Genomic DNA, 21,560 nt, shown 5'->3' on the forward strand with positions numbered 1-21,560 from the left:
CAATCATCATGCAAGAGACAGTTCGTTGGGGCGTGCTCGGCGCCGCGAAAATCGCCGACAAGTTCGTGGTGCCCGCCATTCAGCGGTCGTCCAATGGCCGCGTGGTGTGCGTGGCGGCACGCGATCGCGAGCGCGCGGCCGCTTTCGCTGCACGACACGACATCGCAAACGCATATGCAAGTTACGACGAAGTTCTCGCCAGCGATCAGGTCGATGCCATCTACATTCCGCTGCCAACGGCGAGTCACTTCGAGTGGTGCAAAAAAGCGCTTCTCGCCGGCAAGCATGTGCTGTGCGAAAAGCCCATCGCCATGACGGCTTCGCAAGTTCGGGAGTTGATCGCGCTGCGCGATTCGACGGGTCTCGTCTGTGGCGAGGCGTTCATGGTGGCGCACCATCCGCAATGGGCGTTCGTGCAGGAGTGCATCGCGCGCGGGACGCTTGGCAAACTGCGGCTCGTGGAAGGCTCCTTCACGTATTTCAACGACGATCCCCATGCACTCAAAAACGATCTCGCATTGGGCGGCGGCGGTGTGCGCGATATCGGCGTCTATCCGGTCGTCACCACGCGCATGGCGACTGGTCTCGAGCCGCTTGCGATCGGCGCGGACATCACCATCGATCCGCGTTATGGCACCGACAAGCTCGCGGTCTGCGACCTCACGTTTTCTGGCTTCGATCTACACTTTTACTGCGGCACTCAACTCGCGCGCCGCCAGCATATGATCTTTCATGGATCGAAAGGCTGGCTCTCGCTCGATGCGCCGTTCAACCCTGGCGTGTACGGCGACGCGAAGGTTCATATCCGCCTGGATGGAACGGGCAAAGCGGAGACCGTCGAGTTCGGCGATGTCGATCAGTATCAGTCGATGGTCGAAAACTTCGGCGCGGCGGTGCTTCGACCGGGCGAACCGCTTGCATTCACGCTCGAAAATTCTCTCGGCAACCAGCTTGTGATCGACGAGGTGCTGTCTCATGCCAACCGCTAGCACGACCATGACCAAGAAAGCGACGTCGATGATCGACGTTCAGCAACTTCGCGAAACGCGCGCGCTGGCGGCCGCGTGCGCGAATGCGGACGACGCTTCCCTTTGGCGCTGGTTTTCGGCGCTGATGGACAGCGGAAAGATTCGCTGGTGCCTTGCCTCGGAGGGCTGGCTCGTGAGTGTGAACCATCGGCACGTGGCGACGGCTGCATCGTTCGATGAAGCCATCCGCATTGCCAAGGATGGCTCCAGCTTTTCTCTCATGTGATGATGTCGCCGACATCTACTTTCGACCGGAGCCGCGACATGACGACAAACAGGGCCTTTCATTGCGACAAACTCGTGCGGTTTCAGCACTGCGATCCTGCCGGCATCGTGTTCTATCCGCAATACTTCGTCCTGTTCCATGAGGTGCTCGAGGACTGGTTCAATGACGGACTGGGCGTGGATTACGCACATTTCATCGGCACACAAAGACTCGGCATTCCCACGGTGCATATTCAGGCGGATTTCGTCGCGCCGAGCAAGCATGGACAGACGCTTCGTTGCTCCCTGAAGGTCCGCGATCTGGGCAGAAGTTCGATCAAACTCAGTCTTGAAGCTGCTCTCGAAGATGAGTTGCGCGCGAAAATCGAGCAGACCGTCGTGCTGTTTTCGTTCGACGATCAGACTTCGGTCGCGCTGCCGGAAGACTTGAGGCAGCGCATGATGCAGTTCGCGGCGCAGGATTGACCTTGAAAATCCACGCCGCGCGCATTGCCAAGGCTTGATGCGCCAGAGCGTTACCTGAAGACAGCGACCGCATCTCACCAGCAAAGATAACCGCCGTCCGCCACGACGATGGACCCAGTCATCAAACTTGCGGCGTCGCTGGCAAGGAACAAAATGACGGACGCGATTTCGTCCACGCGTCCAAGGCGGCCCATCGGTGTGCCGCCTACCCAATACTGTCGCAAGTTCGGGTCCATCGATACCTTCCTGACGAGATCGGTATCGATATACGTCGGCGCAACCGCGTTGACCCGCACACCGCGCGATGCCCATTCCACCGCGAGCGAGCGCGTCAGATGATGCACCGCCGCCTTCGACGCGTTGTAGTTCGCCTGCTCCTGCGGTCGCGTCGCAATGAACCCCGCCATCGAACCGACGTTCACGATTGCCCCGCTGCCGCGTTCGAGCATCGATCTACCGAACGCGCGGCAACAGCGAAACAAGCCATTCAGATTCACGTCGAGGACCTTGTTCCACACCTCATCCGACATCGTCTCCGCCGGCTCGTTTGAGATGGCGATGCCCGCGTTGTTGACGAGAATGTCGATCGCGCCGATACGCGCGGCAATGTCATCGTGAATGCGTTGCGGCGCGGCCGGATCGGTCACGTCGAAGGGCACGCCGTGAGCCGCGAAGCCCTTCGTGTTCAAAGCATCGACGGCGGCAGCGAGCGCGGCGGGATCGAGATCGGTGAGCACGACTTCGGCGCCTGCTTCGGCCAGCGCTTCGGCTGTCGCCTGGCCGATGCCGCGCGCCGCGCCCGTTACGACCGCGCGCTTGCCATCGAGTCTGAATTTGTCGAGATACATGGAATCTGCCTTGAGAAACGAGTCAACTCAGCACGATCCCGCCGCACACGTTGAGCGATTGTCCGGTCACGAAAGCGGAGGCATCGGAGGCAAAGAAGCACACCGGCCCGGCCACGTCTTCGGGTTGTCCGAGCCGCGCGAGCGCGGTCTTGTCGACCCACTGCTTCGCGATTGCGGGGTCCTCGAGATTCGTGCGCCCCATGTCCGTCACGATAATGCCCGGACACACCGCGTTGGCCGTGATGCCGAACGGGCCGATCTCCTGCGCGAGCACGCGCGTGAAGCCCATGACCGCCGCCTTCGATGCCGAGTAATGCGCTTGCAGCGGCGCGCCATGCTTGCCGCCAATCGACGCGATATTCACGATGCGTCCGTACCCGCGCGCCTTCATGTGCGGCAACAAGGCTTGCGTCACGAGGAACGTGCCTTTCGCGTTGACGTCGAGCACCGCGTCCCATTCGTGCTCGGCGAGTTCATCCACCGACCGTGCGATCAGAATGCCCGCGTTATTGACGACGGCGTCGACCTGACCCGCCTGAGCGATGGCCGCCGCGATCATGTCCGTTACCTGCTGTTTGTCGCTGACATCGGCATAGAGCGCGAACGCGCGCCGCGACTTGCCGCGAATCTCTTTTGCCACGCCTTCGAGCGCATCGCGCTGCGGTTCGATATCGTTGACGACGACATCGAAGCCATCGTCGGCTAGTCCCAACGCGAGCGCCCGGCCAATGCCCCTGCTCGCGCCCGTCACCAGCGCCACCCGTCCATTCGATGCTTTGCTCATGATGGTGTCCGACTCCTTAATTCGTGAGGTATTCGTGCACGTGAGGCGATTAGCGGAAGAAGCGAATCTCGCCGCGTAAGACCGCCAGCCCGACAGCCGCGATCATCACGATGCCGCGCACGATGTTCTGCAAATAGAACGGCGCGCCGATCAGATTCAGGCCGTTATCCAGCATGCCGATGATGACGACGCCGACCAGCGTGCCCTGAATGGTCGCGCGTCCCGGCTTGAATGCGGTCATGCCGAGGAACACGGCGGTGAGGCTGTCCATGAGGTAAGCATCGCCCGCACCGGATTGACCCGTGCCGAGTCGTGCGGTCAGCATCACGCCGCCGAGCGCCGCGCCCGCCGCCGACAGCACGAGCGCCGTGACACGCGCGCGGTTCACCTTGATGCCCGACAGACGCGCCGCCTGAATGTTCGCGCCCGTCGCGATGACGCTGCGCCCGAGCCGCGTTCGATTGAGCAGCACGTAAAAGACGAACACGGTAACGAGCGCAATGACGATAGGCATCGGGATCACGCCGAACACCGTGCCCTTGGCAATGGCGTAGAAGCTGTCGGGCATCTGCGCATAGATCGAATCGCCGCCGGTGTACGCGTAATTGACACCGAGCGCGATGGGTCCCATCGCGAGCGTCGCGATCAGCGAGGGAATGCGCAGCATGGTCACGAGCAGGCCGTTGACGAGCCCGATCACGACGCCCGAAACGATTGCCACCGCAATGGCAAGCGGCACTGGCAAGTGCGCCAGCACGAGCATGCCGGCGACGAGTACGCCCGCGAGACTCGCTGCCTGACCGATAGACAAGTCGAATTCGCCGCTCGCCACTGCCACGGTCAGCCCCGACGAGATGACCATCAGCACGGAGATCTGCACGAGCACATTGCTGATGTTGTCGATCGACACGAAGCGGTCGGTGCCGAGCGCGAACGCGATGAAAATGATCACCGCCGCCGCGACCGTGCCCCAGCGGCTCGCGAGATGACTGAAGTCGAAGCTGCGTGGCGCGTGAGCGGCGGGGTCTTCGGATCTTTTGGCGGCCAAGGTCTGTCCTTTCATTTCAGTTCACCTCGAGCAAGAGTCTTGCTTCGGAAAATTCGGTGCGGTCGAGACATTCGCCCACCACGCCATCGGCGATGCAGTAAATGCGGTCGCATAGCTTGAGCATTTCCTCGAACTCGGCGCTCGCAATCAGCACGCTCGCGCCCGCCTTGACCAGTTCGTGAATCAGCGCATAGATTTCCGCCTTGCTGCCGACATCCACGCCTTCGGTCGGATTGTCGAGCAGCAGCAGCGGCTGCTTCGCCGCGTGACTTCGGCCCATGCGAATCAGCCAGCGGCCGAACGCGACCTTCTGCTGATTGCCGCCGGATAGCTGAAGCACGTCCTGCCCGATGCCGCTGCACTTGATACCCAGTTGCTTCACGGTGTCGTGCGCGAGCCCGCGCATGAGCGTGTGCTGCATGAAGCCGCCGCGGCTCGTTTGTTCGAGCGTGCCGGTCATCAGATTCTCTTCGACGGTCAATCCCGGAAAGAGCGCCTTGCGCAAGCGCTCATCGGCGACCAGATACACGCCACGGCCGATTGCATCGGCGACATCGCGCGTCAATCCGCGTTTGCCATTGACGATGCATTCGCCCGTGACCTTCGCGCTTATCGATCCCGCGAGCGCTTCCAGCACGCCGGTCTGCCCGCCGCCCATCACGCCTGCAATGCCGACGATCTCGCCCGCATGCACGACGAGATCGGGTACGTCGAGATTGCCGATGCGCGCGTCTTGAATGCGCGTCGTGACGGTGTCGCGAGACGCGGAAGACGACCAGTTCTGATCCTCGATCCTGCGTCCGACCATCAGATGCACCACTTCCTGCAGCGTCGTTTCGGCGACGAGGCCATCGTGCACTTTTGCGCCGTCCTTGAGCACGGCCACGCGATCGCACTGCTCGAAAATCTCGTTCAGGTGATGCGAGATGAAAAGAATCGACAAGCCGTGCGACTTGAGATCGCGCAGAAAGCTGAAGAGCTTGCGGCTTTCGTTGAGCGTGAGCGAGGCGGTCGGTTCATCGAGAATCAGAATGGCGGGCTCGCTCACCAGCGCCTTCAGGATGTCGAGAATCTTGTTCTCGCCGAGCGTGAGATCGCCGCATTCCCGGTCGAGATCGATATCGATGCCAAAGCGCTGCGCAAAGCGGCTCGCTTCGACTCGCAAGGCGCGCGAGCGGATCAGGCCGCCGCTCAACGGTTCGCGTCCGAGCATGATGTTCTCGGCGGCGGTCAGCGTCGAGATGACCGCGATCTGCTGATGCGCCACCGCGATGCCCGAGGCGAGCGCGTCGCCGACGCTCTTCATCGAGACCGGCTTGCCGTCGATAGAGAGCGTGCCTGCATCGGCTTGCTGCGCGCCGCAAATGATCTTGACCAGCGTGGATTTGCCCGCGCCGTTCGCGCCGACGAGCGCGAGCATTTCGCCGCCCCACAAGTCGAGATCGACGCCGCGCAGCGCCGGATTGCCGTGGAAGCTCTTTTCCACGCCACGGGCGCTCAGGCGAGGGGTTCCCTTCGCCAGATTGTCATTCATGTGTCTGTCTCCTGACACGGCGGGCCGGCGTGGATACGCGCGGCCGGCCCGCCGCCCATCACATGCCGGCCACGGCGCGGTCGCGATAGATGTAGTACAGATCTTTCGCGTTATAGGTCGGCTCGTTCGGCCCGGGGATATTCACGCCGCGCACCAAGAGAGGCGCGGGGAATTCAACGGTTGGAACCGGCACGAGCTTCTTCGCGTCGCCACCCTTCGCCACGATCTCGTTGATGAGCCAGCCGGTGTAGGCGCCCCAGACTTCGAAGGCCTGCGCCGTCGTGCAGATCAACGGATAGTTCGGCTTGCGCATGCGGTCGAGTGCCGTCGGATGCCCGTCGTGGCCGATCACCATGATCTTGTCCTGCATGCCGCGCGACATGACGACTTCTGCCGCCGCCATGGCCGGTTCGTCCCACGGGCACCAGATCACATCGAGATCCTTGCCGTAGGTCGTGAGCCAGTCGTTGACGGTGTTCTGCGTCGCCTCGTAGAAACCGGAATACTGGATCACGCGTTCGTTCTTGAGCGAAATCCATTCGTTTTCCGTGAGGGCCGTCTTCATCACCTTGCCGCGCTTGCGCGTGCCGTGGTGAAAGTTGGCAATGATCGCGCACATGTTGGCCTTGGTCTTGCCCTGGGCCAATAACGTATCGATCATGAACTGCGAGGTCTGCGCGCTCATTGCGTAGTTGTTGCTGGTGATGTCCGCAATGGCGGGCGCCTGCCATCCCGAGTCGAGACTGAAGAACGGAATCTTCGATGCCGTGAGGTGATCGAGCGCGCTCTTCGCCGCGGTCAACGTGCCGTACAGCACGAGAATGGCATCGGACTTCGCGGTGATCGCATCCTCGATCTGGCTCACGAGCTGACCCGGATCGCCCTTTGCATCGGTCTGCTTGATCTGCCAGGTCTTGTCGAGACCCGACTTCTTGAGCCACTGCTGCAGGCCGTTCCACGAGCGCTGGTCGGATTGCGCGGACATCTGCTGCGCCACCACCGCGATCTTCAGCGGCTTGCCGCCTTGCGGCGACGATGCCGGCGTTTGCGCGTGGGCGCTCGTCGCCCCGAACAGCATCTGGGCGAACTGCGTACCGCCGACGGCGGCCGCCATGCCGAGCAGACGGCGGCGCGAGAACTCCGGTTCCTGGCTGTTGCTGTCTTCCATGTTTGTCTCCTGTTCTATTCGACTGCGTGTTATATGAAGAGCGCCGCCACCTTCTGCGGTTGATCCCAATGCGGCATGTGACCCGCCTGGGGGATGAAGTGCACGGGAATGTCCGGCCCTGCGCGGCTCGCGTGCTGCCACGGGATGATCTGATCGTCGAGCCCCCAGATCACGCGGGAAGGCGCGTCGAGCGCGGACAGTTCGGAGCGGATATCGATCTGCTGACGCCCGCTGCTGACGAGATTGCCCGCGAGCGCCGCCAGCGCGCCGCGCTTGCTGATGGCGCCCGCCATCTGATCGAGTTGTTGCGCGGACAGAAGCGGCGGATTGAGCGCGGAGCGGCGCAGCAGATGCATGAGCCCGCCGCCTTTTTGCACGTGCGCCATGCCGTCGATGAAGTCGTCGTCGATCTCCGTGCCGAATCCGGCGGGCGCGATCAAGGTCAGGCGCCGCACTTTCGACTTGAGCGCCGTTGCGACTTTCGTGGCGACCGCCGCACCCAGCGAATGCCCGGCGAGTTCGATGCCGCCGAGCCCTAGATCCTCGATCAGCGCGACGATCGCGGCAGCCATGCCATCCACGTCGGCGCTGTCGAAATCGGTGGCGCCGTGAGAAGGCAAGTCCGGTGCGATGACGTGCTTGCCACGCCGCTGCAACTGGCTTGCGAGCGCGGACCATACTTGCGCGTCGCCTGAGAAACCGTGCAGCAGCACGAGCGGGGCGCCGCTCGCGTTCGGTGCGCGCCATTCGCGATACGCCACGCGACCGCGCGGCAGATTGCGATAGAGCACGCCTTCTGCCGAGACTTCGCGTGCCTGATTTGCGTCGCCGACGCAACCTGTGTCGTTCACGCGTGCTTCGACATCGTGGCGTTCTATGCGCCCGCGTCGTCCCGTTCCGGCGATGTCGTCGAGCGCGATACCGCCTTGCCGCGCCACGCGTCGTGCGGCAGGCGTGGCGCGCAAGCCGGTCGTGACGTCCTGGCGGGTGCTCGCTGCCTGCGAACGCATTTCAGGCGCAGCGGCAGCGGCAGGCGCGGCGGCGGCGGCCTCCTCGGGCACGGCGCTGCTCTCTTCGCCGATCACGTCGTATTCGCCGAGCATGCCGCCGACATCGACGTCCTCGCCCACTTCGGCGACGATCTTGCGCAACACGCCATCGGCGAGCGCGGGCATCTCCACGACCGTCTTGTCCGTTTCGATTTCGACGAGGGTCTCGCCGCGCGTGAAAGACTCGCCCGGCTTCTTGAACCACTCGACCACGCGCCCCTGCTCCATCGTTTCGCCCAGGCGCGGCAGCAACAGGGACTTGCTCATGCCGGCACCATGTTCGAGATCATGTCGACGATGAGTTGCGCCGTCGGAATACTCGCGCTTTCGAGCGCGGGCGACACCGAGATCGGCACGTCTTCGCCCGCGAGCCTGAGCACCGGATCCTCGAGGAAGTCGAAGCACTCCTCCGAGATGCGCGCCGCGATCTCGGAGGCGACGCCGCACGTCGAAGCCGACTCGGTGACGACGACCGCGCGCCCCGTGCGATTCACCGACGCCACCACGGTTTCCATATCGAGCGGATTGAGCGTGCGCAAGTCGATCACTTCGACATCGACGCCATTGCGCGCCAGCGCCTCGGCGGCTTCGAGCGCGACATACACCATGCGCGAATAGGTGACGAGCGTGACGTCCTTGCCGTTGCGCCGCACCGCTGCCTTGCCCCATGGCGCGATGGGCGTGGTCAGGTCCGCGTCTTCCTTGCGTGCATAGAGCGCCTTGTGCTCGATGAACACGACGGGGTCCGGCAAGGTCAGGCTGTGACGCAGCAGATGGTAGGCATCGGAAGCCGTGGCGGGCATGGCAAGGCGCAAGCCGGGCGTGTGCATGGCGAGCGCTTCGAGACTCTGCGAATGCTGCGCGCCTGCCGACCGGCCCGTGCCGCCTTGCGTGCGCAAGACCATCGGCACACCGATCTGTCCGCCGAACATATAGCGGATTTTCGCGGCCTGATTGCCGACCTGATCCATCGTCATGCCGAGAAAGTCCACGTACATCAGTTCCGCGACCGGTCGCAGGCCGGTCATCGCCGCGCCCACGGCCGCACCGACGATGGCGGGCTCGCTGATCGGCGTATCGATCAAACGCGCGGCGCCGAATTCCTTGATGAGGTCTTTCGTGACGCCATACGCGCCGCCGTACACGCCGACTTCCTCGCCAATCACGACGACGGTGTCATCGGCCTGCATGGCGTCGCGCAACGCCTGGCGCAGCGCGTCGCGGTAAGTGATTCTGGTCAGACTGGACATATCAGCTCCTTGCCAGCACGCGTTCCAGACGCGAGCGAACGGATTCCGGTTGCGGCTCGCCGACGCCGTAGACATCCTCGAACATGGTGTCGAGCGCAGGCGCGGCGGAGTTCGCGGTGAAGTCGATCGCGTCGCTCATCTCGCGGCTGATCTCGGCATCGAGTGCGTCGATCTCGGCGGCGGTCACCGCGTGGCGCTCGACCAGCGTGCCGCGCGCACGGACGATCGGATCGCGCTTGCGTCCCACTTCTTCTTCATCGGGCGTGCGGTACGGACTCTTGTCCATGCGGCCATGACCGAAGAAGCGGAAGCACGAGATCGCCATGAAGCCGGGCTTGCCAGCGCGCGCGCCCGAGACCAGGTCTTCCGCCACGTCGAGCACGGCTTCGACATCCTCGCCATCCACCATGCCCGTGCGCAGGCCGAACGCCTCGGCGCGCTTGTCGAAGGCGGTGGAGCGTGTCGCCTTGTCGATCCGCGTGCCCATGCCATATTGATTGTTGATGCACACGAAAAGCACCGGCAGGTCCCACAGCGCCGCCATGTTCATGCTCTCGTAGAGAATGCCTTGCTGCATGGCGCCATCGCCGAAGAACGCCACCGATATCGCGTCTTTCTTCAGGAGCTTGTAGCTCAGGCCCGCGCCGACCACATGCGAGATGCCGCCGCCGACGATCGCATTCGCGCCGAGGTGACCCAACGCCATGTCGGCGATATGCATCGAGCCGCCCTTTCCACGGCAGTACCCGGAAGCCTTGCCGCCGATTTCCGCCATCATCCGGTTGGGCTCGGCGCCGCGCGCGAGAAAGATGCCGTGGCCGCGATGGTGCGTCGTGAAGCTGTCCTGCGGCTGCAACGCGCCGACGACACCCGCCGCCGCGCCCTCTTCGCCGATGGACAGATGCAGCATCGACCCCGCCGACAGCTCGCGCGCATACAGCTCGGCGACATGTTCCTCGAAGGTTCTGATGCGGCGCATCGTGCGATAAAGGTCTAGCAATGGAGGCTTGGATTGCGAAAGCATGGTTTCGACTCTGATGGAGGGTTCTCGATGAATGCGCGGACCGGTATCTCGGCGTGCGGGCTTCGACCGGCCTCGCTTACGCGGAAGGTCGCTCGCTAAAGCCGCGCAGGGCCGGATAAAGCTTCTGATACCGTTCGTAAATCTCGTCGTAGCGGGCGGCTTCGGCTGCTCTCGGTTCTATGCGGCGGCCCGGTTTCACCATGGCCGAAATACCTTCGTCGATGGAGCCGAAATGGCCGACGCCCGTCGCGGCAAGAATGGCCGCGCCGAGCGACGGCGCTTCGCTCGCCTTGGGCACGCTCACCGGCAAGCCCGCGATATCGGCATGGAGTTGCAGCCACAGGTCGGACGCGACCACGCCACCGCCGATGGTGATTTCACTCGCGGGAAAGCCCGCCTGCGCCATGCGCTCGAAGATCAGGCGCGAGCCGAAGCAGATGCCTTCGATGGTCGCGCGAAACAGATGCGGCATGCCGTGCGCGAGCGTCAGTCCGACGAAGGCGCCGCGCGAGAGCGCATCGACATGAGGTGTGCGGTTGCCCTGAAAATGATCGAGCGCGAGCAGACCGTCGCAGCCCGGCGCGATCTCGCGGGCTTCGTCGTTGAGCGCCTTGAGATCGAGATTGCCGCCCGCGAGCCGCCGCAACCAGTTGACGATGGAGCCCGTCGATGTCTGTCCGCCTTCGATGATGTGCCGGCCGGGATAGACGGCATCGGCATACGTGCCCCATAGGCCCTTGGCGGCGGCCGAGCGGTCGGAGACGCCGAACATCAGATGCGACGACCCGGTGATGAGCGCCACTTGTCCCGGCTTCGCAACACCGATTCCGATCATGCCGATGAGCGCATCCGCGCCGCCTTGCACGACCTTGACGCCCTGCGGCAACTGCAAATGTTCGGCGGCACGCGCGCTCAACGTGCCGACCACTTCGCCTGGCGCAATAACGGCGTCGGGCCACTTGTCGAGCAGCGAATCGAGCTTCAGCGCCGCGAGCAGACTCTTCGCGTAACCTCCGCTCTCGGTCGAGTAATGCCAGCGGATCGACGCGTTATCGAGGCTCGCGCAACGCCGGCCCGTGAGCCGCAAGTTCATGAAGTCCTGATACTCGCAGATGGTCGCCGCACGCTCGTAGATCTCGGGCTCGTGACGCGCGATCCACAATGCTTTCGGGATCATCCATTCCGCCGATACCGGACCTTCGCCCGCGCCGTTGACGACGAGCGCCGGATCGCCGGTGGCGAGCACGTCGGCGGCTTCGGCTTCGGCGCGTACATCCATCCAGATGATGGCCGGACGCAGCGCCGCGCCTTGCGCGTCGAGCGCGACGACGCTGCAACTCGTGGTGGCTAGCGCCATGGCATCGATGTCGGCGGGCGCGATACCCGCTTCCTTTACGGCCTGCCGAACCGCCGTGCCCATGGCATTCCACCAGTCTTCCGGATTCTGCTCGGCGCGCGCGCCCGCCGAAAACTGCGTGGCGTACGGCTGCGCGGCCGATCCAAGACAGGAGCCGGTCAAATCGAACACGCGTGCACGAATGCTTTCCGTTCCACCATCGACGCCGATTACGTGGCTCATGCTGTCTCCGTGTTTCCAGCCATCGTTTTGCACATTTGTCGTCATGCGCGACATTTGTGATGAGTTTGATTTTCGGGTCGGCTTTGTCAAGATGGTGTGCATAAACAGAGGGGAAACACCTAAATGCTGGAGCTGAACCTTGCGCACGAGTCCGACGACGCGCTGATCGTCCGCGCTGCGTGGCTGTATTACGTCGGTGGTTTGAATCAGGAGCAGACGGCCTCGCGGCTCGGTCTGCATCGCAGCCGCGTGAATCGCCTGCTGTCCGAGGCGCGCGATCGCGGGCTCATCAACGTGACGATCAATCACGAATCCGCGCGCGATATCGAAGTCGAACAGGCCATTGCGCGTTGCTTCGGCCTCGACTTCTGCATTGCCACGCCGACCTTAGGATTCGCCGACGGGCCCGCCGATCCCAAAGCGGATCGCATTCGCGCGGCCATCAGCCGGCGCGCGGTCGGCGCGGCGGGCGCGAGCTTTCTGAAGGGCAAGCTGCTGGACGGGCCCATTACCGTGGGCGTGAGCTGGGGACGCACGATAGAACAAGTGGCGACGCAGCTTGCGGGCGTGCGCAATCCGCAGGCGCGATTCGTCTCGCTGCTCGGGTCGCTCAAGCGGAACTCGACATCGAACCCGTTCGAAGTCGTGCAGTTCTTCGCGGCGCGCACCGGCGGCGAGGTGCATTTTTTGCCCGTTCCGTTCATCGCCAATTCGGTGGCGGACCGGAAGGTCTTTTTCGAGCAGCGCATCGTGCAGGACGCAATGCATCTCGCGCAGAACGCCGATCTCTATCTCATCAGCGTGGGCGAACTCGAGGAAACGTCGGTGCTGCGGACACAGGACATCATGACGGCGGACGAGCTGCGCAATATCCAGGAGAGCGGCGCCGTCTGCGATTCGCTCGGCAAGCTGTTCGATATCGACGGCCGCGAGATCAAGCATCCGCTCAGCGAACGGACGGTCGCCATCGCCACGGACGAATTACGCGGTCGCAATGTCGTGCTTCTGACGGGCGGTCTGGAAAAAGTACGCGCGACGACTGCGTTGCTGCGCAGTGGCATCGTCAAGGGGCTCGTTATCGACGGCGACACGGCGCTCGCGCTGGCGAAGTCGATGCAGTTGACTGACGGATTGGTATGACGCGTGAATTGGGCGCTCGGGGAAGGCAGAACAAATCCGTCCAGGCCGGGCGCCCAGCAAACAAAGCGGTTGCGCTCCTATAATCGCGACTTTCCAATCCGCGAATTCCTACCATGAGATTGCTTGGACGCGCATCGATTGCTGCTGTCGTGTTTGCCATGTTTGCCGTGTTGCCGGCGTTTGCGCAGCAGGTTCCACCTCACGATGAATTCTTCTGGCTCGGCGAGATCAACAAGGCGACCGTCGTCATCAACACGAGCGAAGGCTTGCTCGACAAATCGATGGCGCCGCGCCTGGCCGCTGGCGTCGCCAAGGTCATCGCCGATGGCGACCAGCCCGGCGCGAAGCGACCGCGAACCGTCATTACCTTCGAGCCGCTTCTGATCAAGGCAGCGGGCGAAGACATCACGCTACTGCACGCCGGACGCTCCAGTCAGGACATGCACGCGACTTACCGTTCCGCGATCCTGCGCGACGACCTGCTCAATCTCGCCGATCAGCTCAACACCACGACCGCCACCATCGTGCGCCTCGCCGACAAATACAAGAGCGTGGTCGTGCCGAACTACACGAACGGCGTGGCCGCGCAGCCCAACAGCTATGGCCATTACTTGCTAGGCTTCGCCGCCGGCCTCTGACCGCGATGCGCAGCGAATTCGCGAGACATACAAGCGCGTGGACCGTTCGTCGATGGGAACGACAGTGCTGAACGGTACGAGTTGGCCGCTGGATCGCGAGCGCATGGCGCAGTATCTCGGCTTCAATGCGCTCGTCGACAACGCGTACGACGCGTCGCAGATTTCTTCCGTCGATGAACCCGTGGAGGCTGGTGCGGTCGTCACGAGCGTGGCGCTGCATACCGGCGCCTTCATTCAGGACGTGATGACGCAATACGCCGAGTCGCGCCCTTGGATTCTCTTGCAGGAAGGCGGCGCCAATACGTACGTATCGAGCGCCATGCCGCAAAAGCGTAACCCGGGGCTTTTGATTCGCACGCGCTCGGACGCATCGACGGCAATCTCGCAGGCGGAAGGCGTCGTGATGCAAGCGCATAACCTGCCGCCGGGCATGAGCGATCCGAAGGACGTGAAGGCCAACAACGAGATGATCGAAAGCGGCATTGCAGCGCTCAAGGGCTTCGACGAGGTGCTGAACTCGCTCGTCATCGACCCGAACCGCGCACTTGAAGAGCTCAATAGCGACTGGACGGCATCGCAGGAAGTGGCCGATGTCCTCATGCGCAAGTACAAACTGCCGTTCCGGGTCGGCCATCATTTTGCGTCGAACGTGGTGGAATATGCGCGGCAGAAGGACATCAAGCCGCTCGACTTTCCTTACGCCGACGCGCAGCGCATCTACAGGCAAACGGTCGAAGGCACGCCCTACGCCGGCGATTTTCCGATGAGCGAAGCCGAGTTCCGCTCGACGCTGGACCCGGTGGCGATCGTGAACGATCGCGCGACCGTGGGCGGCCCGCAGCCTTCGGAAATGACGCGCATGCTGAAAGATGCGAATGCGCGTATCGCCGAGCAGGACAAGTGGATCAAGAGCAATCGCGCGCATATCGCGAGTTCCCTGGCGCGGCTCGACAATGACTTCGGCAAGATGATTGGGCATTGAAGCTGTGTACATGCTCGAGCGTATTGCGCTGATGAGGCTTGTCGCTTTGCCGGTGACCATCCTTCTTTCCGGGGCGCTCTACCACGGCTTCGCCAATCCGAACATCTGATGAATGCGGTAAATGCGCTTGAACCCGCGTTTGCCCAATACGCGCGAAAACGATAGTCCGCCAATATTTCGTCATTACGACAGCGCGCTCGACCGCGAGCCGAATCGGCGATATCGCAACATCTTCATCATGTGTTCAAGCGGCTATTTTGCATTTGACGATTCGGTCGCTAACCTCTCGACAGAGTCCCCGTCAACTTGTCCGGAGTTCAGGTATGAAAAAATCGCGAATCGCATGGATGCTGCCATTGCTGTTGATCGGCGCTAACGCACGGGCGCAGAGCTCGGTCACGCTGTACGGCTTGATCGATGCAGGCCTGATGTACACGAATAACGTCGCCAAAGGGGGCTCGCAAGGCTCGCTTTGGCAGGCCACGAGCGGCAATATCAACGGCAGCCGCTGGGGACTGCGTGGCTCGGAAGATCTCGGCGGTGGATTAAAGGCCATCTTCGTGCTCGAGAACGGCTTCAACCTTCAGACCGGACGCCTGGGCCAGAACGGACGCGAGTTCGGCCGTCAGGCATATGTGGGCCTTGCATCGAGCGACTATGGCGCGCTGACGCTGGGACGCCAGTACGATTCGCTCGTCGATTTCGTCGCGCCGCTGTCCGCAACCGCAGGCTCGTTCGGCGACACGGGCTTCGCGCATCCGTTCGATAACGACAACCTCAATCACTCGGTCCGCATGAGCAACGCGGTCAAGTACATGAGCAGTTCGTACGCCGGACTCAAATTCGGCGCACTGTACGCGTTCTCCAACAGCACCGACTTTTCGATGAACCGCGCCTACAGCGCGGGCGGCAGTTACAGCTACGGACCGTTCAACGTCGCGGTCGGCTATCTGCAGATCAATGGCTCGAACGGCGCGAACACGGCCGGAGCCATCGATGTCGCCGAATCGACCGCCAATGGCACCGGCGGCTTCGTGGTCGGTGCATCGCGCGAATGGGTGCTCGGCGCCGGCGCGAACTATGCGTACGGTCCGGCGCTCATCGGCTTCGTGTTCACGCGCAGCGTCTATCAAGGCACGACATCGTTCAACTCGGTGAACGGCGCGATGAGCTTCTATAACTACGAAGTAAACGCGAAGTATGCGCTGACGCCCGCGATCAGTCTCGGTATAGCCGATACTTATACCGACGGCCACGCCGCCAACAGCCGCACTTTCGGCGACGATCCGAAATACAACCAGGTCAATCTGCAAGCCATCTACTCGTTCTCCAAGCGCACGGACGTGTACGCCGAAGCGATGTATCAGCACGCAATCGGCGCGCAATACGTGGCCTTCATCAATACCTCGGGCGGCGCTTCGTCCACGGCCAACCAGGTGGTCGGAACGGTTGGGCTGCGGCATCGGTTCTGATTGGTTCGAGCGCTCGTCGGGATGCAGCCACGATAGCTGGCTGCATCTTCATCGAGCGTCGCTTTGCTTGGCCGTCACGGTCCGCGCGCATAACGGCACGAGACAAAGCAAAGCGACGACGACCCAGAAGGCGCCGGGAAGGCCCACTTGTCCCGCTATGAAGCCGATTCCCGCAGGCCCTGACAGAATCCCGGCGTAACCCACTATCGTCACCGCGGCTACCGCAAGCGCGGGTGGCATGAGCCGCTGCGTTCCGCTTCGACGATAAAGAATCGGCACCGTGTTCGATGCTCCAAGCCCCACCAGCACGAAGCCGCCCAGCGCAACGAAGGCGATGGGAACCGTGAGCAGAAGCACGAAGCCTACGATGGTCAGCACGCCGCCCCAGAACATGACCGCGCGCTCGCCGAGCCGCTTGATGACGGCATCGCCGCATAAACGCCCGCCTGTCATTGCAATCGAAAAGAGGACGTATCCGAGCCCCGCTTCGTTCTTGCCGACGAGACCCGTGTCCGAGACGAGCAGCGCGCTCCAGTCGAGCACCGCGCCCTCGGCGAGGAACGTGATGGCAGCGAGAATGGCGAGCAACAGCACGATGCCGCGCGGCACGGCAAAGATAGGCCCGCCTTCGCTCTTTGCATAAGGCAGAAGTCTGGGCGTTGCGAGGACCAACGTTCCGAGCACGAGTGCCGAGCAAAGGAGGGTGCCCGCCAGCGTGCCGACATGCATCGACAGCAGGAACGTCATGAGACTCGATCCGGCGAACCCACCTACGCTGAACAGGGCATGGAACCCCGACATGAGCGGCCGTCCCGCGTCACGTTCGACTTCGACGGCATGAACGTTCATTGCCACTTCGAGCGAGCCTAGCGATGCACCGAACAAAAACAGCGCTATGCCTAATTCAGCCGGCGTATTGACGACCGTGAGAAACGGCAAGGTCAGGACGAGTCCCACGCCTCCCGCCACGATCACCGGCTTGCTGCCGTAGCGCGCGGTGAGCATGCCCGCGAGAAGCATCGCCAGGACCGAGCCTAAGCCGATGCACAAAAGCAGCAGGCCGAGCGTGGTGTCGTCGACACCGAGCCTGCCCTTCGTGAACGGCACGAGAGGCGCCCACGACGCAATGCTGAAGCCGGCCACGAGAAACACAAGACGTGTGGCAAGACGCGTCCCGGAGCGATTGGACGATACTCCCAGATTGGCCTCGCTCATAATTTTTCCATTGCCGTCATCACCGTCGGGCCGGACTTCGACAGCGCCGCGAGCACATCACCCGGTGCATCTTCCTCAATGATAAGGAAGTCGATTTCCTTCATGTTCGCCACGCTATAAGGTGCGCGCGCATGAAGTTTCGCGGTCGTGGCGAGCACGACCTTCTGCGCGCTTGCAGCGACGACCGCGCGTTTGAACGCAGCGTCGCTCAAGCCGAATGCGCCGATGCCGCGTGACGTCGATACCGCGCACGCGCCGATGAAGCACATATCGAAGCTCATGCGCCTGACGAACTCCACCGAAGTGGGATCGACGCTGCCGCCTACGTGTTGATCGACCAAGCCGCCGGTCATGACGAGTTGCAGGTCCGTTCGTCGCAACACCGCAGCAGCGATATCGACGGAGTTCGTGACCACCGTGAGCTCGAATTCCGCAGGCAGGATGTTCGCAAGCGCGAGGTTGGTGCTGCCGCTGTCGAGGAACAGGAACTGGCCCGGCTGAATGAGGGACGCGGCCGTTTGCGCGAGGATGCGCTTGCGGTCGGCGTCCATGTCGATGCGCGCCGCCATGGGAAGCGCAGCCGGCAATACCGGCAGCGCGCCGCCATAGACGCGACGGCATTTGCCTTCGGACGCCAGCGCCCGAAGATCGCGGCGGATGGCGTCTTCCGATACGGCGAATTCGACGGCGAGATTAGCGGCGACGAGCGACTGGCCGGAAGACAGACGGCTGGCCAGTTCGTCGCGACGGGCGAGTGGGAGATCGGGGTTCATGCGCGCAGCATAACGTGCACGAACAAGAATGTAAACGTGCATGAACGTGCATCACCCAACTCTTTATCTCGTAGCAAGCACCTCCGCGGCGACCTCTCGATGCGGCCGCGCGCAAAGTATCAGCACGCCGCCGAGCGCCCCGAAACACGCCAGGACCGAGAACGGATACTGAAAGTCACTGCCCTTCCCCGCGAGCATTCCGACGAGCGTGGGCCCGACGAAACCCCCTACGAGATTGCCGAACGCACCGATGACGGCAGTCGCGACGATCGCATCGGCGGCCGACAAAAGCTCGGTCACGTACGTGAAGATGAGCGGAAGGAACATTTCGAGGAAGAAGCCCATGGCGGTGAACAACGACATTCTCAACACGAGCGATGTCGCCGGCACGTTGGCAGCCGCGAGCAACAACACACTCGCAAGGATGATCGGCACGCCCGCATGCAGCCGCCGCTCCTGACGCGCATCCGAACTGCGCGTCGCCACCAGAATGCCGACGATGCACGCCGCCCACGGGCACGCCGAAAGCAAGCCGACTTCCACCGACCCCAGGTTCGGCGCCGCCGCGGCAATCGAACTCGGCAGCCACAGCATGAAGCCATAGACCACGAGGTTGATCATCGCGAAGCCGAATCCGAGGAACCACGTCGCCTTCAGCCCCAGGACACGACGGATGCCCGATTGCGATGAGACATCCACGAATTCGGCCTGCTCGTCGGCGAGCACGCGCGAAAGTCCGGCCTTTTGCTCGTTGGTGAGCCACTTGGCGGCCGTGATGTTCTTCGGAATGCTCGACCACCAGACCACTGCCCAAATCCACGCGGGCAAGCCTTCGATGATCATCATCGCGCGCCAGTCGTGATGCGCGAGCAGAAAGCCCGAGATCGGTCCGGCAAGCAGCGCGCCGAGCGGCGAACTGACAGTCCAGAAGCCGAAAGCCTTGCCCCGTTCGCGGCGCGTGAACCACGACGCCGTGAGACTCGAAGCGGACGCCCACACCGGCCCTTCCGCCACACCGAGCACGAGCCGCACCGCCATCAACTCGTTCATCGTTCGCACGAGCCCGGTGGCCATCGCCGCCGCGCCCCAGCAGATGAGACACACGAGCACGACCTTGCGTGCGCCGAAGCGCGACACGAGCCATCCGCCCGCCAGAAAAGTGATGACGTAGCCCCAGAAAAAGATGCCGCCGACAAGTCCGGCGTGGGTCGCATCCATGCCGAGATCGCGCCGGATCAACGGCAGCGCGAGGCCGATGTTGGTCCGGTCGAAATAAGAAATGGTGTACATGAGAAAGATCACGAGCGTGATCCTGATCCAGCGAGCTGAACCCGATGACTCGGCTCTCTCGAGGGCTGCATCCTTCATCGCTTGTCTCCTTCGTCTCGTGTCTTCGAGACTTCTTCGGCTGCTTGTGATTGGGGCGGGCTTCTCTGCTGTCCTCGGTGCGTTCGGGCATGACGCACTTCATCGTTTTCTTTCGTTCAAACTTTTGCTTATACCGGCGTTGCTTCCTCTCTTTCGAGCCGTGTCCACATGTCCGCGACCAGGCCCTTGAGCAATTGCGCTTCTTCCCAACGATCCGATAACTCGTAGCCATTTCTATCGGTCATCGCATACTCCTTCGGGCCGAGTTCGCAGAGAAACGTGAGCACGGCATCGCTTTCCGCACGCTTTCGCCAGCTGCGAAAACCGTATTCCCACCAGCCGAGGAAAAGATCGAGCCATTCCTTGTGATGCGCAAAGCTGATCTGCACCTGTATCTGCTCGCGGCTTGCCACGCGTCCATGAAAGCCCCAGCAGTTGTCCAGAATGCGATGCATGAGCCGATGGTTGTCATCCGATACCGGCCACGCGAATTCCCGGCCCACGAGGTAATGCGAGATGTCGCCGGTCAGACGCAGGTCAGGAAAGCAATCGAGCAGACGCAGCGTGAATAGCAGATCCGTCGTCATGCGGTCGCGATGCGTTTCGATATGAACCGCGATGCCCGCATCGTGCGCAAGCCGGCGCCATCCTTCGATAAGCGGAATGCACTCCTCGATCGAGTACGGCCGCACGTCCGGCTGAAGATTGATGTGATCGGCACCGAGCGCCTGCACGTGCTCGATGATCGGCTTCAGGTCATCCACGGTTTGCGGATAACACTGCGCCTGCCACGTCATGCCGTATTCCTTCAGCGTGTGCGTGACGCGGCTCGCATACGCGTAGTCGAAGAAGCGCACGCCCACGCCGTCGAAGCCGGCATCGCGGATCATGCGTAACTGCTCGTCGAGCGGCCACTCATGTCCGTCCGGGCGGCGTCGTTCCATGGCCCATAGCGACTGATACACCTTGAGTTGCTGCATGCGGTTTCCTTTCCGACGCCGCGCTACATCGCCTCTGCTGTCGTGGCGAAGAAGCGATTCTTGAGCGATGTCTGGTTCTCGTAGATCGAGCCTTGCTTCGGCGCGGGCGGCAGCGGCAGGATGACCGGAACGTTCTCCATGCGCGGCACGATAGTCGGCTCGCCAGCGATGATCCGCTCGTTGAACTCCGCGAGACTCTTGTCCTGCGTGGGACCGCCGATAAGCGGCCAAGCATCGACGGCGGCAATCTCATACAGCAACAAGCGGCGCGGCCGGTTCGACGTGTTTTCCGCGGAACCGTGAATGGCGCGCGCATGATGAATCGAGAACGATCCCGCCTTGCCCGTGCACGGCACCGCCTTGCTGAAGTCGACGTTGGACGTCGTCGGGTCCATCGCGCCGCAAAAATAGCCGTCCGTGTGATGACTATGAATCTCGCTCTTGTGGCTATCCGGAATGATCAGCAGCGGGCCGTTTTCCAGTTCGCAATCGTCGAGCATCACGCCGACAGCGAGCACGTCCTGATTCGTGTGCGGGTAAAACGCCCAGTCCTGATGCCATTCAACCGGGTCGCCGACATGCGCTTCCTTCAGGTTCAGCTTGGTGTTGCGCACGCGCAGATTCGGCCCTAGAAGACTCGTCAGCGCGGCGATCAGCTTGGGATGCTTGAGCGCTTCCATGAACACCGGATCGACCTTGATCGGGTCCTTGATGCGCCGCACGCGCGGCTTTTGCGCGGTATGCGAGGGCGCGAGATCGAATACATCGTTCGATGCCGTGAGCGCGCGGGACTGCTCGACGAGTTCATCCGTGACGCGCCGCATGCGCTCCACGAGGTCATCGCTGAAAACGTCGGTGACGACGACGTATCCTTCCTTGGCGTATTGCTCTACTTGCTCGTTCGTAAGCACTTTCATCTCCTGAAAGAACGGACCTGCCTTTTGGGAGCGCTCCCATTTTGCAAGCGCCGACGCGGCGCTTTGGCAATGT

General features: G+C 62.5%; 19 protein-coding genes and 1 pseudogene. 6 read left to right on the top strand and 14 right to left on the bottom strand.

The genetic code is table 11. The features are described from left to right. The first annotated feature begins 8 nt into the window (after positions 1-8). Genes P9292_RS08790 through P9292_RS08800 form a run of 3 tightly spaced genes read left to right on the top strand, consistent with a single transcriptional unit; the run spans position 9 to position 1,718 of the window. Entirely contained in the window at positions 9-989 is a 981-nt protein-coding gene (locus P9292_RS08790; RefSeq protein WP_309958600.1) for a Gfo/Idh/MocA family oxidoreductase, read from the top strand. Next, a complete protein-coding gene (locus P9292_RS08795; RefSeq protein ID WP_309958601.1) occupies positions 976-1,254 on the top strand; it encodes a hypothetical protein in 279 nt (92 codons plus the stop codon). Before P9292_RS08790 ends, P9292_RS08795 begins: the two co-directional genes overlap by 14 nt. Positions 1,255-1,292: 38 nt before the next feature. Further along, positions 1,293-1,718, top strand: coding sequence for a thioesterase family protein (locus P9292_RS08800; protein WP_244830559.1), 426 nt, complete (start codon positions 1,293-1,295; stop codon positions 1,716-1,718). A gap of 74 nt (positions 1,719-1,792) precedes the next feature. Here P9292_RS08800 and P9292_RS08805 read toward each other — a convergent pair whose 3' ends face one another. From P9292_RS08805 to P9292_RS08845, 9 genes are all read right to left on the bottom strand, one after another. Next, positions 1,793-2,566, bottom strand: coding sequence for an SDR family NAD(P)-dependent oxidoreductase (locus P9292_RS08805; RefSeq protein WP_244830560.1), 774 nt, complete (start codon positions 2,564-2,566; stop codon positions 1,793-1,795). A gap of 22 nt (positions 2,567-2,588) precedes the next feature. Then, on the bottom strand, positions 2,589-3,350 hold the full coding sequence (locus P9292_RS08810) for an SDR family NAD(P)-dependent oxidoreductase (RefSeq protein WP_309958602.1): 762 nt from the start codon (positions 3,348-3,350) through the stop codon (positions 2,589-2,591). A gap of 49 nt (positions 3,351-3,399) precedes the next feature. Beyond that, positions 3,400-4,398: an ABC transporter permease gene (locus P9292_RS08815; RefSeq protein WP_244830564.1), complete on the bottom strand. Its 999-nt coding sequence runs from the start codon at positions 4,396-4,398 to the stop codon at positions 3,400-3,402. A 16-nt stretch (positions 4,399-4,414) separates the two neighbouring features. Continuing rightward, entirely contained in the window at positions 4,415-5,932 is a 1,518-nt protein-coding gene (locus P9292_RS08820) for a sugar ABC transporter ATP-binding protein (RefSeq protein ID WP_309958603.1), read from the bottom strand. A gap of 58 nt (positions 5,933-5,990) precedes the next feature. Then, entirely contained in the window at positions 5,991-7,100 is a 1,110-nt protein-coding gene (locus P9292_RS08825; RefSeq protein WP_244830568.1) for a sugar ABC transporter substrate-binding protein, read from the bottom strand. A 29-nt stretch (positions 7,101-7,129) separates the two neighbouring features. Further along, complete coding sequence (locus P9292_RS08830) at positions 7,130-8,416, bottom strand: acetoin dehydrogenase dihydrolipoyllysine-residue acetyltransferase subunit (RefSeq protein WP_309958604.1); 1,287 nt, start codon at positions 8,414-8,416, stop codon at positions 7,130-7,132. Further along, complete coding sequence (locus tag P9292_RS08835; RefSeq protein ID WP_250494654.1) at positions 8,413-9,399, bottom strand: alpha-ketoacid dehydrogenase subunit beta; 987 nt, start codon at positions 9,397-9,399, stop codon at positions 8,413-8,415. Before P9292_RS08835 ends, P9292_RS08830 begins: the two co-directional genes overlap by 4 nt. 1 nt (position 9,400) lies before the next feature. Further along, positions 9,401-10,423 carry a thiamine pyrophosphate-dependent dehydrogenase E1 component subunit alpha gene (locus P9292_RS08840; protein ID WP_309958605.1) on the bottom strand — a complete coding sequence of 341 codons (1,023 nt, stop codon included), beginning with the start codon at positions 10,421-10,423 and terminating at the stop codon, positions 9,401-9,403. Positions 10,424-10,499: 76 nt separating this feature from the next. After that, positions 10,500-12,002 carry an FGGY-family carbohydrate kinase gene (locus P9292_RS08845; protein WP_309958606.1) on the bottom strand — a complete coding sequence of 501 codons (1,503 nt, stop codon included), beginning with the start codon at positions 12,000-12,002 and terminating at the stop codon, positions 10,500-10,502. 123 nt (positions 12,003-12,125) lie between these two features. On the opposite strand from P9292_RS08845, the gene P9292_RS08850 reads away from it, so the two are divergent. The 3 genes and pseudogenes from P9292_RS08850 (at position 12,126) to P9292_RS08860 (ending at position 16,234) form a co-directional block, all read left to right on the top strand. After that, positions 12,126-13,142, top strand: a complete 1,017-nt coding sequence (locus tag P9292_RS08850; RefSeq protein WP_309958607.1) for a sugar-binding domain-containing protein — start codon at positions 12,126-12,128, stop codon at positions 13,140-13,142. A gap of 158 nt (positions 13,143-13,300) precedes the next feature. Beyond that, positions 13,301-14,762, top strand: a pseudogene (locus tag P9292_RS08855) (argininosuccinate lyase). A 323-nt stretch (positions 14,763-15,085) separates the two neighbouring features. Beyond that, positions 15,086-16,234, top strand: a complete 1,149-nt coding sequence (locus P9292_RS08860) for a porin (RefSeq protein ID WP_309958608.1) — start codon at positions 15,086-15,088, stop codon at positions 16,232-16,234. A gap of 48 nt (positions 16,235-16,282) precedes the next feature. Here P9292_RS08860 and P9292_RS08865 read toward each other — a convergent pair whose 3' ends face one another. The 5 genes from P9292_RS08865 to P9292_RS08885 all read right to left on the bottom strand — a co-directional run bounded on the left by P9292_RS08865 (position 16,283) and on the right by P9292_RS08885 (position 21,481). Further along, entirely contained in the window at positions 16,283-17,449 is a 1,167-nt protein-coding gene (locus P9292_RS08865; protein WP_309958609.1) for an MFS transporter, read from the bottom strand. Then, positions 17,446-18,264: a DeoR/GlpR family DNA-binding transcription regulator gene (locus P9292_RS08870; protein WP_309845723.1), complete on the bottom strand. Its 819-nt coding sequence runs from the start codon at positions 18,262-18,264 to the stop codon at positions 17,446-17,448. Before P9292_RS08870 ends, P9292_RS08865 begins: the two co-directional genes overlap by 4 nt. Positions 18,265-18,285: 21 nt before the next feature. Continuing rightward, on the bottom strand, positions 18,286-19,641 hold the full coding sequence (locus tag P9292_RS08875) for an MFS transporter (protein WP_255784903.1): 1,356 nt from the start codon (positions 19,639-19,641) through the stop codon (positions 18,286-18,288). Positions 19,642-19,718: 77 nt separating this feature from the next. After that, positions 19,719-20,570, bottom strand: coding sequence for a sugar phosphate isomerase/epimerase (locus P9292_RS08880; RefSeq protein ID WP_244830586.1), 852 nt, complete (start codon positions 20,568-20,570; stop codon positions 19,719-19,721). A 23-nt stretch (positions 20,571-20,593) separates the two neighbouring features. Beyond that, complete coding sequence (locus P9292_RS08885) at positions 20,594-21,481, bottom strand: phytanoyl-CoA dioxygenase family protein (RefSeq protein ID WP_309958610.1); 888 nt, start codon at positions 21,479-21,481, stop codon at positions 20,594-20,596. Between the last annotated feature and the right edge of the window lie 79 nt (positions 21,482-21,560).

The sequence above is a fragment of the Caballeronia sp. LZ001 genome (assembly GCF_031450875.1).
GTDB lineage: Bacteria > Pseudomonadota > Gammaproteobacteria > Burkholderiales > Burkholderiaceae > Caballeronia.

Bases quoted from the DNA above. Each gene is read 5' to 3' on its own strand.
- P9292_RS08790 (WP_309958600.1), top strand. From the start codon at position 9: ATGCAAGAGACAGTTCGTTGGGGCGTGCTCGGCGCCGCGAAAATCGCC.
- P9292_RS08795 (WP_309958601.1), top strand. From the start codon at position 976: ATGCCAACCGCTAGCACGACCATGACCAAGAAAGCGACGTCGATGATC.
- P9292_RS08800 (WP_244830559.1), top strand. From the start codon at position 1,293: ATGACGACAAACAGGGCCTTTCATTGCGACAAACTCGTGCGGTTTCAG.
- P9292_RS08805 (WP_244830560.1), bottom strand. From the start codon at position 2,566: ATGTATCTCGACAAATTCAGACTCGATGGCAAGCGCGCGGTCGTAACG.
- P9292_RS08810 (WP_309958602.1), bottom strand. From the start codon at position 3,350: ATGAGCAAAGCATCGAATGGACGGGTGGCGCTGGTGACGGGCGCGAGC.
- P9292_RS08820 (WP_309958603.1), bottom strand. From the start codon at position 5,932: ATGAATGACAATCTGGCGAAGGGAACCCCTCGCCTGAGCGCCCGTGGC.
- P9292_RS08825 (WP_244830568.1), bottom strand. From the start codon at position 7,100: ATGGAAGACAGCAACAGCCAGGAACCGGAGTTCTCGCGCCGCCGTCTG.
- P9292_RS08830 (WP_309958604.1), bottom strand. From the start codon at position 8,416: ATGAGCAAGTCCCTGTTGCTGCCGCGCCTGGGCGAAACGATGGAGCAG.
- P9292_RS08835 (WP_250494654.1), bottom strand. From the start codon at position 9,399: ATGTCCAGTCTGACCAGAATCACTTACCGCGACGCGCTGCGCCAGGCG.
- P9292_RS08840 (WP_309958605.1), bottom strand. From the start codon at position 10,423: ATGCTTTCGCAATCCAAGCCTCCATTGCTAGACCTTTATCGCACGATG.
- P9292_RS08845 (WP_309958606.1), bottom strand. From the start codon at position 12,002: ATGAGCCACGTAATCGGCGTCGATGGTGGAACGGAAAGCATTCGTGCA.
- P9292_RS08850 (WP_309958607.1), top strand. From the start codon at position 12,126: ATGCTGGAGCTGAACCTTGCGCACGAGTCCGACGACGCGCTGATCGTC.
- P9292_RS08860 (WP_309958608.1), top strand. From the start codon at position 15,086: ATGAAAAAATCGCGAATCGCATGGATGCTGCCATTGCTGTTGATCGGC.
- P9292_RS08865 (WP_309958609.1), bottom strand. From the start codon at position 17,449: ATGAGCGAGGCCAATCTGGGAGTATCGTCCAATCGCTCCGGGACGCGT.
- P9292_RS08870 (WP_309845723.1), bottom strand. From the start codon at position 18,264: ATGCACGTTTACATTCTTGTTCGTGCACGTTATGCTGCGCGCATGAAC.
- P9292_RS08880 (WP_244830586.1), bottom strand. From the start codon at position 20,570: ATGCAGCAACTCAAGGTGTATCAGTCGCTATGGGCCATGGAACGACGC.